Below are 16,348 nucleotides of genomic sequence, written 5' to 3'. Positions count from 1 at the left end.
CGGATCCGGCTGCGCGCCGGACGGGCTGCACCCGCATGCTGCTCGGCTTCTGGCGCAGGTCGCGCCGTTCGCCCCGCCGGGGGCAGCCCGACCGCTTGCTGATCAAGCGGGCGGCAGGCCACCCGCGCGGTCCCGGGCGACCTCAGACGTCCTCGTCCGCCGACAGCAGGTCATGGGAGTCGACGATCCGGTACGCGTACCCCTGCTCGGCCAGGAAGCGCTGGCGGTGGGCCGCGAAGTCCTGGTCGATGGTGTCGCGGGCGACGACCGAGTAGAACCGCGCCTCGTGCCCGTCCGCCTTCGGACGCAGCACCCGGCCCAGCCGCTGGGCCTCCTCCTGGCGCGAGCCGAAGGTGCCGGAGACCTGGATCGCGACCGTCGCCTCGGGCAGGTCGATGGAGAAGTTCGCGACCTTCGAGACCACCAGGACGGAGATCTCGCCCTCCCGGAAGGCCCCGAACAGCTTCTCGCGCTGCGCGTTGCTCGTCTCGCCCTTGATCACCGGGGCGTCCAGATGCTCACCCAGCTCGTCCAGCTGGTCGATGTACTGCCCGATGACCAGCGTCTGCTCGCCCTGGTGCTTGCGGACCAGCGCCTCGGTCACCCGCTGCTTGCTTGCGGTGGTCGCGCAGAAGCGGTACTTCTCCTCGGTCTCGGCCGTCGCGTACGCGAGGCGCTCGGAGTCGGTCAGATTGACCCGCACCTCGACACAGTCCGCGGGCGCGATGTACCCCTGCGCCTCGATCTCCTTCCACGGAGCGTCGAAGCGCTTGGGGCCGATCAGCGAGAAGACGTCCGACTCCCGGCCGTCCTCACGCACCAGCGTCGCGGTCAGCCCCAGCCGCCGCCGGGCCTGGAGGTCGGCGGTGAACTTGAAGACGGGCGCGGGCAGGAGGTGCACCTCGTCATAGATGATCAGCCCCCAGTCCCGCGAATCGAACAGCTCCAGGTGCGGGTAGACGCCCTTCCGCTTGGTCGTCAGCACCTGGTAGGTGGCGATGGTGACCGGCCGGATCTCCTTCTTCGTGCCGCTGTACTCGCCGATCTCGTCCTCGGTCAGCGACGTCCGCTTCACCAGCTCGTGCTTCCACTGCCGGGCCGAGACGGTGTTCGTCACCAGGATCAGCGTGGTCGCCTTGGCCTGCGCCATCGCGCCCGCACCGACCAGCGTCTTGCCCGCGCCGCAGGGCAGCACCACGACGCCCGAGCCGCCGTGCCAGAACCCCTCCACGGCCTGCTGCTGGTAAGGCCGCAGTGCCCAGCCGTCCTCGGCGAGCGCGATGTCGTGGGCCTCGCCGTCGACGTATCCCGCCAGGTCCTCGGCCGGCCAGCCCAGCTTGAGCAGCGTCTGCTTGATCTGGCCGCGCTCGGAGGGGTGCACCACGACGGAATCCGGGTCCAGCCGGGCCCCGACCAGTGGCTGTACCTTCTTCGACCGGAGGATCTCCTCCAGTACCGGGCGGTCGGTGGTGGTCAGCACCAGACCGTGTGCGGGGTGCTTGGTGAGGGTGAGGCGCCCGTAGCGGGACATCGTCTCCGCGATGTCCACCAGCAGAGCGTGCGGTACGGGGTATCGCGAGTACTGCACCAGCGCGTCGACGACCTGCTCGGCGTCGTGCCCGGCCGCCCGCGCGTTCCACAACCCGAGGGGTGTGACGCGGTAGGTGTGGATGTGCTCCGGGGCGCGTTCGAGCTCGGCAAAGGGCGCGATGGCCCGCCGGCACGCGTCCGCCAGCTCGTGGTCCACCTCCAGAAGCAGCGTCTTGTCGCTCTGGACGATGAGAGGTCCGTTCACGCGCCTCGCCTTTCGCTTCCCGGGCATCGGCCGCAGATACGGCCAAACGTCCAGTGTGCCGCATCGCCGCAACCCACCCGGCCGGGACCGCCCGTACGACGGGCCGGCGGGGCACCTCCCCGCCGCCACTGTCTTCAGCGTTCCGCCGCGGTACGGGGATTCCCGCGGGCGCCCGGAAAACCGACGGAAAGCCGCGCATGCGCCGGGGGAATCCATGCCTTCTCGCGGCCCCGCCCGCTCTCAGACCGAGTCGTCCGCCAGCTCAGCCACGCCCGTGATGCGGTGCAGCGGGTAGGTGCGGACCTCGTCGGAGGTGTGGTCGTAGGCCGTGACGAAGCCGCCTTCCACCCGCACCGGCGCGATCACGCGTTGGCTGGCGGCGCCGTCGGCGTTGACGTAGCCGATCCACACGGCGGAGCTGGTGAGGACCGCGGCCTGCATCGTGGCGAGGGTCTCGGCCGAGGTGGTGCGGGGGAGCGCGCCGGACGCGGGGGCGGGCGCGTGCACCGGCTTGCGCTCCGCGGTCGCGGCGAGGTCGCCGGCGCGGATCGCGCGTACGGCCGCGTCGAGCAGGGTGGGATCGGGGGACGGCGGGCCGTCGGGGACCGGGGCGGGCGCCGTGCGCGGCGCGGTCCGGTAGGAGTCGGCGCGGGCGATCAGGACGTCGCCCTCGGCGGACTCGGCGGCCGGGGCGTAGCCCATCGACCGCAGGCCGTCGAGGAGTTGGTCGGGCGAGGTCTGGGCGGCCAGCACCGTCGGGGCCAGGCGGCGCAGCCGCAGGGCGATGGCGCGGCGGTCGGCGAGGATCTCGGAGAGCAGCGCGTCGTCGTCACAGCGGACGTACGCGGCGGCCGCGCCGATCCGCAGCCGACCGTGCTTACGGGCCACGTCCTCGATCAGGTAGGCCAGCGGCTGGGGTACGGGCGTCCTGGAGTGGGTGGTGAGGAACTCCTGGAGTTCGGCGGCGGAGCGGCCGGCGTCCAGGGCGCGCCGCACGGAACCCGGCGTGAAGCGGTAGACCGTCGCGCCGCCCTTGGACTCGATGTCGGCGAGCACGCCGAGCGCCTCGGCGAGCGGGCGGCGCAGCGGGCCGGGGGCGACCGCGGTCAGATCCGCCTGGAGCAGGACGTGGTCGAGCGGTTCCGGGAGGAGGGGCGCGAGGAGCGAGGCGGCGCGGTTCGCGGCGGCGCGGGTCTCCGCGGTGGTCGGGTGCGCCGACGCGGTCGCCGCGTCGATCAGGGCGCGGCCGTGCGCGGAGAGCGCGCCGCGACCGGTCACCCCGAGCAACTCGGCGTCCGCCAGTGCCCATTGGGCGAGGCGGGAGCGCAGGTCGTCGGCGGGGGAGGACGCGGCGCCCGGTCCTTCGCCCGTCGTGGCGGCCGTCGGGCCGGCGGACTGTGCCGTGCCCGCGCCCCGCAGGGGGCGCTCCCAGCGCAGCCGGGACAGGACGGCGGTGGGCGGGACGGACGTGCCGGGCGGGAGGGAGCCGAGCAGGGCGAGGGCGCGGCGGCGGACCTCGGGGGCCGGGGAGCGGTCGAGGTGGGGGCCCAGCGCGGCGAGCGCCCGGCCCTTCGCGTCGGCGGTGCCGACGACACCCGGTGTTCGGGTGGCGGAGAGCCAGCCGGCCGCGAGCACGGCCCAGCGCTCGTGATCGGGCAGTTCGAGCCACTCCTCGGCGGCGGGCGTGGTGGCGTACCGCTCGTCGGCCTCACCGTCGGAGGCCACCAGCCCGGCCGCGTAAGCCAGTTCCAGCCAGAAGGCGGCGAGCTGCTCGGAGGTGTCCAGGGCGACCGCGGTCCGCTTGAGGTCGCGCACGCTCAGGCCGCCGGCGCGCAGCACGGACGGCCCGCCGAGGTCCCATTCCTTCAGCAGTTCCTCGACGGTCGCCAGCGCGGTGAACGCCTGGCTCGCGGCGGCGTTGTCCACAAGCTGTGGATCACGTTCCGTCGCCGGGGCGAGCGGGGGCGGCATCGGTTCCGGAGAGCGGTGGGCGCGCCCGCCCCGCAGATGCAGCGCCGCCTCCCGGGGCAGCACGACATTGCGCGCCCCCGCGGGAAGCAGCAGACCGCGGTCGAGCAGCCACGTCAGATGCGGCGCAGGCCGCTCGGTGACCGCGCCGTAGGGCGGCCCCCACAGCAGCCTGTCGAGCACCGCGACCGACTCCGCGGGGGCGGTGTCCAGCAGCTCCGCCATCCGCGTGCGGTCGGTGAACAGGGCGGTCAGGGCGGCGACCGCGCTCACCGGGTCATGGGTCGCGGGCAGCCCGACCGCGGCGATGATCTCCTGCAGCCGCGTGGGGGACATCCCGGCGGTGGCCTCGGCGACCGTCGGGCCCAGGCCCGTCGGTGAGGGATGGGTGGCGCTCGGGGAGAGCAGCTCACGGGCCGTACGCACCAGCCGCAGCCGGTCGTCCGGGCCCCACACCAGCGCCTGAGCCCGCAGCTCGGCCACCGCGCGCGGCAGCTCAGCGGCGACCGCGTCGTCCCCCGCGTCCCCGCCCATCAGGGCGTCGAGGGTGGCGTACGGGCACGGGTCGGGGGCCACCGCCAGCGCCTCGGCGGCCTGCAGCACGAACCGGTCGAGCCGCTCCACGGCGCGCACGACCGACGCCCGGGTGCCGGCCCGGGTGGCCAGCTGGGTGACATCGCCCGGTACCGGATTGAGCAGATCGGGCCGGGCCCGCAGCAGGCCGACGAGCCCGCTGTCGGTGCGGGTCCTGAGCTCCTCGGCGAGGGTGCGGGGTGTACCGGTCATTCGTCCTACGTTAGCGGTGCGGGGGAGGCGGGGGCACCGTCCGGCGCCGCGCGGCCCGTCGTACGCCGCTGCCGAGCCGCGCGCCCGGCCCGGGCCGCTGCCCGCGCCGTCACCGGGAACCTGCGGCCCGCACGCCGATCGACGGGGTACCGTCGAAACAGCAACCAGCGCATGCCGCAGGGGATTTCGTGGGGATCGAGAGCGATCAGCTCGTCTTTGACTATCTGAGCCGGGTGGGCGACCTGGCCCAGCAGCGGGGTCTGCCGTCGGCCGCACGCATGCGGCTGGTGGCCACGCTGCGGGCCGAGATAGACGCACAGAAGGCCGACTCGGTCCCGGGTGTGCGGCGGATTCTGTCGCGGCTGGGGACACCGGAGGCGGTGGTGGCGGCCGCGGGATCGGGCGAGGGCCCGGCCGTGGGGAGCCCCCGCGCTCCTGAGGACGACGCGTCGGCGGGCCCCGCGGTGCCGCTCCTCCCGGATGCACCCGATTCCTCCGGGGCGCCGGAGTCCTCGCCGGGCACCCGGCCGTCGCGGCCCGCAGGCCGGCCCTTGTCCACCCCGCGGCAGAAGCTCAGCGGCCTGGCCTGGCGCAGCGGGCTGTCCGGCCTGACCGGCAAAGTGCCCGCGCCGCGTGAGGGGTCCGGGTCCGGATTCGCCCCGTCCTCCGGATTCGGCTTCCTGAAGAAGCCCGGCCGCCCCGAGCGGCCGCCGCTGCCCGACCTGGGCCAGACCGCCTCACCGCCGCATCTGGCGAGCGCCGCCGAACTGGGCGACACGACCGGCGGGCCCGACTGGTGGCGGGTGGAGGCGTCGCCGTTCGGGCCGGGGGAGACCGTGCCCGGATTCGTCGGGGGCATCGAGATCCCGGAGATCTGGGAACGGCCCCCGGGCGAGGACCCGCTCTCCCTCAAGAAGGCCGGAACGGATGACGGTGCCGCGCCGGACGCCGAGGCGACGGCCGGTGGGGCGGGCGCCCTTCCCGGGATGCTGCGCAAAGCGCTCGGCCGACGGCGCGGCGCGGCAGCGGCCGACCAGCCCGAGGCGGAGACCGCGGACGAGACGGCCGCCCCGGAGGTGGTCGCTCGGGCGCCGCTGAGCCCGGTGCTGTCGCTGGCGGTCCTGCTGCTGGCCGCAGGTGCCCTGCTGGGGTCCTGGCTCGCGCTGGCCGGAGGCTGGGGGCTGGCGTATGTCTCTCGGCGGCTGAGCCGGACGGAGGCGAAGTTCGCGGCGCTCGGTGTGCCGGGGGTCGTCGCGGGCGGCCTGATGGTGTGGCTGTGGGGGCGGTTCGACGGGCGCTGGGGCGATCCGATCGCGCAGGGCCGGCTCGGGCAGGAACTCGCCGACGGACTTCCGGCGGTGGCCCGGGTCGCGGCTGTCGCCTCCGCCCTGTTCCTGGTGTGGCGGATGAGGCGGACCCCGAGGTGACGGACGCGCGGTGAGCCGGACCGGCCGCAGGTCTCCTCGGTCGTACGCCCCTCCGGCCGCGCCCGGCGCCGGCCCGTCGTCGCCGGTGTGCGCGCGATGCACACCGCGGCGCAACGAACGCCTCACCACGCGTTTCCGGGGCGCTGGCCATGGCAGGCACAATGGCGGGCATGGCTGCGCACCCACTGACGGTCGGATTCGACCTCGACATGACGCTGATCGACTCCCGCCCGGGCATCAAGGCGGCATTCCAGGCGCTGTCCGCCCGGACCGGCACCTTCGTCGACGCCGACCTGGCCGTCACCCGGCTGGGACCGCCGCTGGAGCAGGAGATCCGCCACTGGTTCCCCGAGGAGCGGGTGGCCGAGATCAGCGAGGTCTACCGCGCGCTGTACCCCGAGCACGCCATCACGGGATCGCCGGCCATGTCGGGGGCCCCGGAGGCCATCGCCGCGGTGCGCGCGGCGGGCGGCCGGGCCGTGGTCGTCACGGCGAAATTCGAACCGAACGCGAAGCTGCATCTGCAGCACCTCGGCATCGAGCCGGACGCCGTCGTCGGCTCGCTGTGGGCGGAGGCCAAGGCGGACGCCCTGCGTGAGCACGGCGCGCAGATCTACGTCGGTGACCACACCGGTGACGTCCGCGGGGCACGCGCCGCTGACGCGCTGTCCGTGGCCGTGGCCACCGGCCCCTGCGCGGCTGCCGAGCTCCGCGCGGCCGGCGCCGACGTCGTGCTCGACGACCTGATCGCCTTCCCGGCCTGGCTGGAGCGGTACATCGCAAACGGCGGTTACGTGACCGAGGGCGCCGACGCCGCCTCCGCCTGACGGCGCTGGGCCACGGCGGACCGGATCACGCCCGCCGCGGCGACGAGGAACCCGGCGCCCATCAGCATGCAGACCCAGTAGAAGGCGGACGGCAGCGGCTCGGTCCCGATGAACAGCGGCGTCACCGTGGCGAGAGTGGCCAGCGCGCCAACAAGGAACATGATCGCGCCGATTCGGACCAGCAGATCCCCGGCCTGGGGAGTTTCGTCAGACACCTGACCAGGGTAAGTCCGGGCCAGAAGCACAGAGGAACCACCCTGCGACGTCTTGTCACCGGGCACCGGACCATTAGCCTTGTGTCGTGGCGGGCCCTGCGGCCCGCTGCAGTGCTATCCAGACCCGTTTTCCCACACATTTCCGCAAGTGATCCGGCCAGCTTTTTTCCCACGAGTACGAGGACGAGGACAGACGTGCCTACCGGCAAGGTCAAGTGGTTCAACAGCGAGAAGGGCTTCGGCTTTCTCTCCCGCGATGACGGCGGCGACGTCTTCGTGCACTCGTCGGTGCTGCCCGACGGCGTGGACGCACTCAAGCCGGGCCAGCGCGTCGAATTCGGCGTCGTAGCAGGCCAGCGCGGTGACCAGGCGCTGACCGTCACCCTCCTCGACCCCGCCCCCTCGGTGGCGGCGGCGCAGCGCCGCAAGCCCGACGAGCTCGCCTCGATCGTGCAGGACCTCACCACGCTGCTGGAGAACGTCACCCAGCAACTGGAGCGCGGCCGCTACCCGGACAAGGCCCACGGCTCCAAGATCGCCGGCATGCTGCGCGCGGTCGCCGACCAGTTGGACGTCTGACCCGGCAGCCCGAAACGCACCTCGCCCCGGCCGTTCACCGCGGCCGGGGCGAAGTCGTGCAGGATCCGTGAAGGCGTCAGACGAAGTTCAGCGCATCGCGGCCGAGGGGCGGTACGAGCCCTTCGGCCGCTGCGCGGGTGAGCAGCCCGCGGACCGCGGCGTAGCCGTCCTCGCCGAGGTCGGCGGTGAACTCGTTGACGTACAGCCCGATGTGCTGGTCGGCGACGGCCGGATCCATCTCCTGTGCGTGCGCCAGCACGTACGGCCGGGAGACCTCCGGTTCGTCCCAGGCCATCCGGACGGAGGTGCGGATGGCCGCGGCGAGCTCACGCAGCGCGTCCGCGCCCAGCGACCGCTTGGCGATGATCGCGCCGAGCGGGATCGGCAGCCCGGTGGTGACCTCCCAGTGCTCGCCCATGTCGGCCAGGCAGGACAACCCGTAGTCCTGGTACGTGAAGCGCGCCTCGTGGATGACCAGGCCCGCGTCGACCTTGCCGTCGCGGACGGCCGGCATGATCTCGTGGAACGGCAGCACGACGATCTCGCCGACGCCGCCCGGCACCTCGGCCGCGGCCCACAGCCGGAACAGCAGATACGCGGTCGACCGCTCGCTGGGCACCGCGACGGTCCGGCCCGCCAGGTCGGCGGCCCGGCCCGCCTCGCGGGTCAGCACCAGCGGCCCGCAGCCACGCCCCAGGGCGCCGCCGCAGGGCAGCAGGGCGTACTCCTCCAGCACCCACGGCAGCACCGCGTAGGACACCTTCAGCACGTCGAACTCACCGCGCTCCGCCATGCCGTTGGTGAGGTCGATGTCGGCGAAGGTGACCGCGAGTTCCGGTGCGCCGGGGACCCGGCCGTGTGCCAGGGCGTCGAAGACGAAGGTGTCGTTCGGGCACGGCGAGTACGCGATGTCCAGCGGCCGGGTCACGGGGTCCTCCTCGGGGATGTCGGCTGTTCCGGAGCCGGTCCGGAGCCGGTGGGCGGCGCGGCCGGCAGCGCGTCGAGCAGCGTCCGGAACACCTCGGTCAGGGCGGCGAGCGCCTCGCCGATCCGCCAGGAGGCGCGGTCACGGGGGCCGACGCCGTTGGAGACCGCACGGATCTCCAGCACCGCCACGCCGTGCGCGGCGGCGGCCTCGGCGACGCCGAACCCCTCCATCGCCTCGGCGAGCGCACCGGGGTGACGGGCAGCCAGCTCGGCGGCGCGCGTGGCGCTGCCGGTGACCGTCGAGACGGTCAGTACGGCGCCGGTCGCGGCGCCGGACGCCGACGCGACGGCCTTCACCAGGGCGGGGTCGGGGCGGTGGGCCACGGTGCCGAAGCCCAGTTCGGTGACCGGTACGAACCCTTCGGGTGTCTCCGCGCCCAGGTCGGCGGCGACGATCGCGTCCGCGACGACGACGCTGCCCAACGGCGCGCCCGGTGCGAAGCCACCGCCGATACCGGCCGAGACGACCAGGTCGTACGGCTCACCGGCGAGCGCGGCGGCGGTGAGCGCGGTGGCCGTACCGGCGGCCGCGGCGGCCGGGCCGACGCCGACGGCCAGTGCGTCCAGCGTCGCGGCGGGATGCGGGCCGGCCGGCCGGGCCGCGCGCCGCAGGTCGTATCCGCCGGGCAGCGGCGAGGTGTCGTGGGGCCCCGCCGCGGCGCACACGGCGTCGCGCTCCGCGGCCACCGCGGTGACGGCCAGTACCCGCATCAGACGGCCCTCGGGGCGCCCGGCCGGTGCTCCCTCAGAGGACTCAGTCCTTCTGCTTCAGCGTGAAGTGCCACATGGTCTTGGGGCCCTGGCCGGCGCCGAGCTCGGCCACCTGGAGCGTGACGGATTTGGTGTACGAGGTCTGGCCGGTCTGCGGGTTCTGCTGCGCGAAGAGCTCGTCCGAGTCGAAGCTGCGGTACGTCTCCTTGCTGGGCTCACGCATGACGGGTCCGCCACCGATGACGATCCAGCCGGACTTGGCGACGTCCGGCTCGACACCGACGCGCACCTTCTCACCCGGGCGCACGGTGATCGTCTTGCCGCCCTTCTTGGTGATGCAGGACTCGATCGTCTTCTTGTCGAGAACCTTGCCGTCACCGTCGCAGCCGGCGGTGGCCTCGGACGTCACCGTCGTGGATCCGACGGTCACCGTCGCCAAGGCGGTCGGCTTCTCGCAGGCGGAGAGGGTGATGAGACCCAGGGACACGGCACCGATGGCGGCAGCGGCACGGCGGCCCTTGCCCCAGGAGATCAACGCAGCGGTCATGCGGGCAGGCTATCGGGCGCCCCAGCTCTGGCCACGCGCGGGTGCGGCGTGCCGCGACTCAGGCCACGCGTGCGCCGGCGCCGCCGCCCCGCCGGGCGGCCCCCAGCAGTCCGCTGCCCGCCGCGATCAGTCCCGTCGCCACCAGCGCCGAGGCCACCGACATGCCCACGACGCCGATCAGCGGCAGCGAGATCCCGATGGCGCCGCCGACCACCCACGACATCTGCAGCGCCGTCTCGGAGCGGGCGAACGCGGACGTACGCACCCCCTCGGGCACGTCACGCTGGATCATCGCGTCCAGTGACAGCTTCGACAGGGCCTGGCACAGACCCGCGGTGGCCGCTGCCGCGGTGACCACGACGATCGCCACCACGTTGTAGAAGACCGCGGCGAGGATCGTCACGGACAGGGCGAGCGCCAGCATCGAGGCGATGAGCCGCTCCGGGCCGCGCGCCTTCAGCCACGCGCCGATCGCGGTGCCCAGGGCATTGCCGGTGCCTGCGGCGACCGCGACCAGGCCGAGCGAGGTCGCGGGCCCCAGCCCGCCCAGTGGGTGCTCGCGCAGCAGGAAGGCCAGGAAGAACGTCAAAAACCCGGAGAGCGAGCGCAGGCAGGCGTTGGCCTGCAGGCCGTGCAGCACCGAGGGGCCGACCGTCCGCAGTCCGGGCCGCCGCTTGGAGAGCACCGAACCCGCCGTCTCGTCGCGGGACGCCATCCGGGCTCGGACCTCGCCCTTGGCCGAGTCGACCTTGTGCGGCAGCGAGAACGACAGGAAGGTGCCGGTCACGAACACCACGAAGGCGCCGTACAGCGGCCAGCTCGGCCCGATCAGATGCAGCCCGCCGCCGATCGGCGCCGCCAGCCCGGTGGCCAGCAGCCCGGCGAGGGTCACCCGGGAGTTGGCCTTGACCAGCGCGATCCGCGGCGGCAGCAGCCGTGGCACGACCGCGCTCCTGACCACGCCGTACGCCTTGGACGACACCAGCACGCCCAGCGCCGCCGGATACAGCTCCAGGCCGCCGCCGGCCACCGCCCCCGCCATCGTCAGCGCCAGCAGGGCGCGGGCCAGCATCGAGCCGGCCATCGCCGCCCGGCGGCCGTGCGGCACCCGGTCGAGGAGCGGGCCGATGACCGGGGCGAGCAGCGCGAACGGCGCCATGGTGACCGCGAGATACAGCGCCACCCGGCCCCGCGCCTGGTCCGTCGGCACCGAGAAGAACACCGTCGAGGCCAGCGCGACGGTGATCATCATGTCGCCCGCGGCGTTCACCGCGTGCAGCTCGATCAGTTTGCCCAGACCCGACTCGCCCGCGCCGTGCGCGTGGGTGGCACGCCGTATGCCGCGGGCGGCGCCCGTGAACGGTCGGTGCAGGGCACGGCCGACGACCCGGCCCGCCCGGCGAGCCCGGTTGCCTTCTCCGCCCCTGGTCGATGCGCGCGACACCCGTGATGACTTCGACACCTTCGACGCCCTTGCGGCAGCCACCACGCCATACTGCCCCAACTCGCCCAGGAGATGGCACTTTCTCCGGTCTGCCGCGCGGGGCGCGAAGGCCCCCGGCGGCCGTCGGGGACAATTGGCGCTCCCGCCGAGGGGTCGTCCACGATTGAAGGGGTAGCGTGTGTAGCGCGCCACCGGCGGTCGTTTTTGGCCGCGCGCCTTACCGCGATCCCGCAGAATGGTTCGTAATAGGTGCGCTCGACCGAAACGATCGGGCGCGGACGTCGACGCGGTCCCCAGGTCCGCTCCGCCCGCCCCGGCCCCGCCGGTCGTCCGGACAGGACAGGACAGCTCCGGCTGGCGCACTCGTGAGACGGCGTGGAAGAGAGAATCGATTCTTGTGAGTGCTGCGATGCGAAGCCGTACCCCTGACCGCCTGTGCGCCGAGGCGGTCGATCTTGCGCGGGCGGCGGCGGAGGAAGCCGCGCTGCCGGGCATGGTCGGCGAGCACATCGACGCCGTCGCCGACGGAGACCGGGTCGTCACCCATCTCTTCGCCTGCAAGGAGCCCGGCTACCGGGGCTGGCGCTGGGCGGTGACGGTCGCCAGGGCCTCCCGCGCCAAGGTCGTCACGCTCGACGAGTCCGTGCTGCTGCCCGGCCCCGACGCGCTGCTGGCACCCGAGTGGGTGCCGTGGAGCGAGCGGCTGCGTCCGGGCGACATGGGTCCGGGCGATCTGCTGCCCACCGAGGCCGAGGACCTGCGCCTGGAGCCCGGCTACTCCGGCGAGGACGCCCCGCCGCCGAACTCCGTGGTCGCCGACAAGGCACCCGCCGGTCTCGTCGAGGATCTCGCCGAGGCCGAGGACGCCGATGTCACCACCGGCTCCCCGGCGGTCCAGCCGGCCCCCGCGCGGGGCAGCGCCGCGGCCGTCGCCCAGGAGCTGGGCATGGGCCGAGCCCGGGTGCTCTCCCGCTACGGCCTGCATGTCGCGGCCGACCGCTGGGAGGAGGCGTACGGCGCGAAGACGCCCATGGCGCAGGCCGCCCCCGCCTCCTGCGTGTCCTGCGGCTTCCTCACCCCGCTCACCGGCTCCCTGCGGCAGGCGTTCGGCGTCTGCGCCAACGAGTTCTCCCCGGCGGACGGCCGGGTCGTCTCGCTCGCCTACGGCTGCGGCGGGCACTCCGAGGCCGCCGTCATGCCGAAGCCGCCCCGGCCCGCCGAGCCGGTGATCGACGAGACCATCGTCGACGCGCTGTCGCTGCGCCCGGAGCGGGACGGCGGCTCGGTCGAGGACGGCGGGCCCGCCGAGGAGCTGGGCCACAGCTGACCCCCGGGGCGCGGCCCCGGAGCGACGGAACGCCCCGCACCGCCCCGCGGTCACCGCCTTCAGCGGGACGTGGGTGCCGCGGCGCATGTCCCGATGCTGATCCCCTCGCCCGGTGCGGCGACGGGCACGCGCGCGACGGCATCGCCGGCCGCCCCCGGAACACTTGCCGTTCCTCACGACCGCGGCCGAGGGTGGTCGTAGGCCGTGGCGCGGTCGCGGGCGCTTGCCGAAGGCCGGTCACCGACCGTGTCCGAACCGGCGGCGGCAGCCCCACGCAAACCCCCGCCTCCGGCAACGGCGGACAAATGCACAGCAGGCGCGGCACGGCGCGGCACACGGCAACGTGGGGCGATACCGTCGGGCCACCGACCAAGTCGAGGGAGACGGACAGTGACCGGTACGGCGATGGTGCGCGGCGCGGCCGAGGGGGCGGACCCGTTCGGGACCGCGCGACTGCGGCGCGGCGTGCTGGACGCCTGGGCCGCTTCGCCGGCCCGGTTCCGCGAGGACGCCAACGCGGAGGAGGACCTCGCGCTCGGCGGCTACCGCGACCGTCTCGTGGTGGAGCTCGCCCAGAACGCGGCGGACGCGGCGGCCCGGGCCGGTGTACCGGGCAGGCTGCGGCTGACCCTGCACCCGTCCGACGGCATCGAGCCCGCCGTGCTCGTCGCGTCCAACACCGGCGCTCCGCTGGACGCCACCGGCGTCGAGTCGCTGTCGACCCTGCGCGCCTCGGCGAAGCGTGAGCCGAGCGCCGCGGCCGGTGCGGTCGGCCGGTTCGGCGTCGGGTTCGCCGCGGTCCTGTCCGTCAGCGACGAGCCGGCGCTGGTGGGCCGCACCGGCGGTGTCCGCTGGTCCCTGGCCGAGGCCCGCGAGCTGGCGCAGGAGGTGGCCGCGCACAGCCCCGGCCTCGGGGGCGAGCTGCGCCGCCGGGACGGCCATGTGCCGCTGCTGCGGCTGCCGCTGCCCGCCGAGGGCGGCGCGCCCGAGGGCTACGACACCGCGGTGGTGCTGCCGCTGCGGGACGGTGCCGCGCGGGATCTCGCCGAGCGGCTGCTCGACGGCATCGACGCGGCGCTGCTGCTGACGCTGCCGGGGCTGTCCGACGTCGTGGTCGAGACCCCGGAAGGCGTCCGGGAGCTTCGCCGGCGCCAGGACGGCGACCTCGTCGTCATCGAGGACAGCGCGCGGGGCGCCACCCGCTGGCGGGTGGCGAGCGACGGCGGTCCGCTGGATCCCGCGCTGCTCGCCGACCGCCCGGTCGAGGAGCGGCTGCGGCCGGTGTGGTCGGTGACCTGGGCGGTCCCGGTGGACGCCGAAGGCGCCCCGGCACGGCCCGGTACCGCACCGGTGGTGCACGCCCCGACACCGACCGACGAGCCGCTCGGGCTGCCCGCGCTGCTGATCGCGTCCTTCCCGCTGGAGCCGACCCGGCGGCACGTCGCGCCGGGGCCGCTCGCCGACTTCCTCGTGGAGCGTGCCGCCGGGACGTACACGACGCTGCTGCGTGACTGGCAGCCGGTCTCGGTCGGCACCCTCGATCTGGTCCCGGGCCCGCTGGGCAAGGGCGGCCTGGACGGTGAGCTGCGCCGGCAGGTGCTCGAACTGCTGCCACGGGTGCGCTTCCTGCCGAGCGCGGGCGCGCCCGGTGACACGGCGCCGGAGAAGCACGAGCCGGAGGCGCCCGCCGAGGAGTGGGACGAGGAGAGCGCGGAGCGCTTCGTGCTGCGTCCGGTGGACGCGGAGCTGGTGGAGGGCGCGGGCGCGGCGACGGTCGGGGTGCTGGCCGAGCTGTTCCCGAGCCTGCTGCCGGCCGGCCTCGAACGCCGTCCCGAGCTGCGGGCGTTGGGCGTGGCCCGGGTGCCGCTCGGGGAGATGGTGGACCGGCTCGCGGGCGTCGAGCGGGCGCCGGGCTGGTGGTGGCGGCTCTACGACGCGCTGGCCGGCACCGACCCGGACCGGCTGAGCGGACTGCCGGTGCCGCTGGCGGGCCCGTCCGGGCAGCGGCCCGGCGGGGCGGGCGGCGTACGGACGACGATCGGGCCGCGCCAGGTGCTGCTGCCGATGGCCGGCGGGTCGGACGAGGAGGCCGCGGCGCGGCACCGGACGCTCGCCAGGCTCGGCCTGAAGGTCGCGCATCCGGACGCGGTGCACCCGCTGCTGGAGAAGCTGGGCGCCACTCCCGCCTCGCCGCGTGCCGTGCTGACGACCCCGCAGGTCCGGGCGGCCGTGGCGAACTCGCTGGACGCCGACGAGGACGCCTACGACGTCTTCGCGGACGACATGGAGGACGGCCCGGGCGCTCCGCTGGGCGCGGACGCGCTGGCCGAGACGGTGCTCGGCCTGGTCCGGGACGCCAACCTCTCGCCGGGCGACGAACCGTGGCTGGCGGCGCTCGCCCTCCCCGACGAGGAGGGGGAGCCGGCGCCCGCCGGGGAGCTGGTGTTCCCGGGGAGCGCCTTCGAGCAGGTCATTCGGGAAGGCGAACTCGCCGCCTGTGACGCGGAGTTGGCGGAGCGCTGGGGCGAGCAGCCGTTGACCGCGGTGGGCGTGCTTGCCGGCTTCGCGCTCGTACGGGCCACCGATGTGGTGCTCGACCCGGACGAACTGGAACCCAGGGACAGCGATTTCGCCGAGCCGGACGACGCCGGGCTGCTGGACGCGGTGGACGTCTGGTGCGAGGACATCCTCGACGGGCTGCCGGAGACGCCCGTGCCGCCGGTGGTGACCGAGCTGGTCGCCGTGCGCGATCTGGAGCTGGTCGACGACGACGCCTGGCCGCAGGCCCTCGCGATGCTCTCCCGCCCGCCGCTGCGCGACGCCCTCACCGCACCGGTGCGGGTGCTGCTGCCGGACGGCACCACGGAGTCCGTGCGCCCCTACACCGCGTGGTGGCTGCGAGGGCACCCGGTGCTGGACGGGCGGCGGCCCGCGGGGCTCCGGTCGGCCGGCGGCGATCCGCTGCTGGCCGGGCTGTACGAGTCTGCGGACGCCGGTGACGTCGATGCGCAGGTGCTCCGCGCGCTCGGGGTGCGCACCTCGGTGGCCGCGCTCCTGGAGGAGCCGGGCGGCGCGGCGGAGCTGCTCGGCCGGCTCGCCGACCCCGAGCTGCCGGTAGGCCCCACCCAACTGCACTCCCTCTACAGCGCGTTGGCGGACCTCGACCCCGAACAGGTGACGCTGCCGGACGAGCTGCGGGTGGTGGTGGACGGCGAGGTCCGCGTGGTGGACGCGGCGGACGCGCTGGTCGCCGACGCGCCGGACCTGATGCCGCTGGCGGCGGGCCACGCGCTGCTGCCGGTGCGGCCCGCGCGGGCCGCCGAGCTGACCGAGCTGCTCCAGGTGCGGCGGCTGAGCGAGGCGGTCGGCGCCGAGGTGCGCTCCGAGGGCACCCGGCACGAGGTCCCGGAGGCGGTGCGGGTGCTGCTCGGCGCCGGCACCCCGGAGGCGTACACCGAGCACGAGGAGCTGCTGGTCGACGACGGCGCCACGACGGTCGAGCTGGACTGGCGGTGGGCGCCGGACGGCACCCTGCACGCGGCGACGCTGGAGGGTGTCGCGGCCGGGCTGGCCTGGGCAGCGGGGCAGTGGCCGCGCCGGTTCGAGGTGGCGGCGCTGCTGGAGGACCCCGACCGGGGCGACGAGCTGGCGCGGGCGCGCTGGTTCGACTGAGCGACGGCGCTCGCGCCGTCACCGCTCACCGACGTGACGCCGGCCCCCGTCGTTCGGCGGGGC

Annotated in this window: 12 protein-coding genes; 5 read left to right on the top strand and 7 right to left on the bottom strand. The window is 74.7% G+C overall.

The genetic code is table 11. The features are described 5' to 3' along the window. Nucleotides 1-142: 142 nt before the first annotated feature. Together ACGFZW_RS21470 and ACGFZW_RS21465 are read right to left on the bottom strand one after the other, a co-directional pair. Complete coding sequence (locus ACGFZW_RS21470) at nucleotides 143-1,795, bottom strand: DNA repair helicase XPB (RefSeq protein WP_393894757.1); 1,653 nt, start codon at nucleotides 1,793-1,795, stop codon at nucleotides 143-145. 240 nt (nucleotides 1,796-2,035) lie between these two features. After that, a complete protein-coding gene (locus ACGFZW_RS21465; protein WP_393894756.1) occupies nucleotides 2,036-4,549 on the bottom strand; it encodes a helicase-associated domain-containing protein in 2,514 nt (837 codons plus the stop codon). 188 nt (nucleotides 4,550-4,737) lie between these two features. Between ACGFZW_RS21465 and ACGFZW_RS21460 the strand changes: the two genes are divergently transcribed. Together ACGFZW_RS21460 and ACGFZW_RS21455 are read left to right on the top strand one after the other, a co-directional pair. Next, nucleotides 4,738-5,976 (top strand): hypothetical protein, encoded by a 1,239-nt coding sequence (locus ACGFZW_RS21460; protein WP_393894755.1) that lies wholly within the window; start codon nucleotides 4,738-4,740, stop codon nucleotides 5,974-5,976. 170 nt (nucleotides 5,977-6,146) lie between these two features. Continuing rightward, a complete protein-coding gene (locus ACGFZW_RS21455) occupies nucleotides 6,147-6,803 on the top strand; it encodes an HAD family hydrolase (RefSeq protein WP_393894754.1) in 657 nt (218 codons plus the stop codon). On the opposite strand, the gene ACGFZW_RS21450 is transcribed toward ACGFZW_RS21455, so the two are convergent. Next, complete coding sequence (locus tag ACGFZW_RS21450; protein ID WP_393894910.1) at nucleotides 6,767-6,964, bottom strand: hypothetical protein; 198 nt, start codon at nucleotides 6,962-6,964, stop codon at nucleotides 6,767-6,769. The two genes, ACGFZW_RS21455 and ACGFZW_RS21450, sit on opposite strands and share 37 nt — an antisense overlap. Nucleotides 6,965-7,213: 249 nt before the next feature. On the opposite strand from ACGFZW_RS21450, the gene ACGFZW_RS21445 reads away from it, so the two are divergent. Further along, nucleotides 7,214-7,597 (top strand): cold-shock protein, encoded by a 384-nt coding sequence (locus tag ACGFZW_RS21445; protein WP_136740898.1) that lies wholly within the window; start codon nucleotides 7,214-7,216, stop codon nucleotides 7,595-7,597. Between the two features lie 76 nt (nucleotides 7,598-7,673). Here ACGFZW_RS21445 and ACGFZW_RS21440 read toward each other — a convergent pair whose 3' ends face one another. Genes ACGFZW_RS21440 through ACGFZW_RS21425 form a run of 4 tightly spaced genes read right to left on the bottom strand, consistent with a single transcriptional unit; the run spans nucleotide 7,674 to nucleotide 11,286 of the window. Further along, a complete protein-coding gene (locus tag ACGFZW_RS21440) occupies nucleotides 7,674-8,525 on the bottom strand; it encodes a 1,4-dihydroxy-6-naphthoate synthase (RefSeq protein ID WP_393894753.1) in 852 nt (283 codons plus the stop codon). Then, nucleotides 8,522-9,295, bottom strand: a complete 774-nt coding sequence (locus ACGFZW_RS21435; protein ID WP_393894752.1) for a futalosine hydrolase — start codon at nucleotides 9,293-9,295, stop codon at nucleotides 8,522-8,524. The genes ACGFZW_RS21440 and ACGFZW_RS21435 overlap by 4 nt, the downstream gene beginning before the upstream one ends. Nucleotides 9,296-9,338: 43 nt before the next feature. Beyond that, the gene (locus ACGFZW_RS21430) at nucleotides 9,339-9,842 is read right to left on the bottom strand and encodes a hypothetical protein (protein ID WP_393894751.1); all 504 of its coding nucleotides are present in this window, start codon (nucleotides 9,840-9,842) and stop codon (nucleotides 9,339-9,341) included. 58 nt (nucleotides 9,843-9,900) lie between these two features. After that, complete coding sequence (locus tag ACGFZW_RS21425; protein ID WP_393894750.1) at nucleotides 9,901-11,286, bottom strand: MFS transporter; 1,386 nt, start codon at nucleotides 11,284-11,286, stop codon at nucleotides 9,901-9,903. Nucleotides 11,287-11,695: 409 nt separating this feature from the next. On the opposite strand from ACGFZW_RS21425, the gene ACGFZW_RS21420 reads away from it, so the two are divergent. Further along, nucleotides 11,696-12,613 carry a DUF3027 domain-containing protein gene (locus tag ACGFZW_RS21420; RefSeq protein WP_393894749.1) on the top strand — a complete coding sequence of 306 codons (918 nt, stop codon included), beginning with the start codon at nucleotides 11,696-11,698 and terminating at the stop codon, nucleotides 12,611-12,613. 405 nt (nucleotides 12,614-13,018) lie between these two features. Then, complete coding sequence (locus ACGFZW_RS21415; RefSeq protein WP_393894909.1) at nucleotides 13,019-16,285, top strand: sacsin N-terminal ATP-binding-like domain-containing protein; 3,267 nt, start codon at nucleotides 13,019-13,021, stop codon at nucleotides 16,283-16,285. Nucleotides 16,286-16,348 lie beyond the last annotated feature (63 nt).

The organism is Streptomyces sp. NPDC048248, assembly GCF_043201875.1.
Lineage (GTDB): Bacteria > Actinomycetota > Actinomycetes > Streptomycetales > Streptomycetaceae > Streptomyces.
Note: the sequence above shows the minus strand (reverse complement) of the source record. Positions and strands in the feature narration are given on the sequence as shown.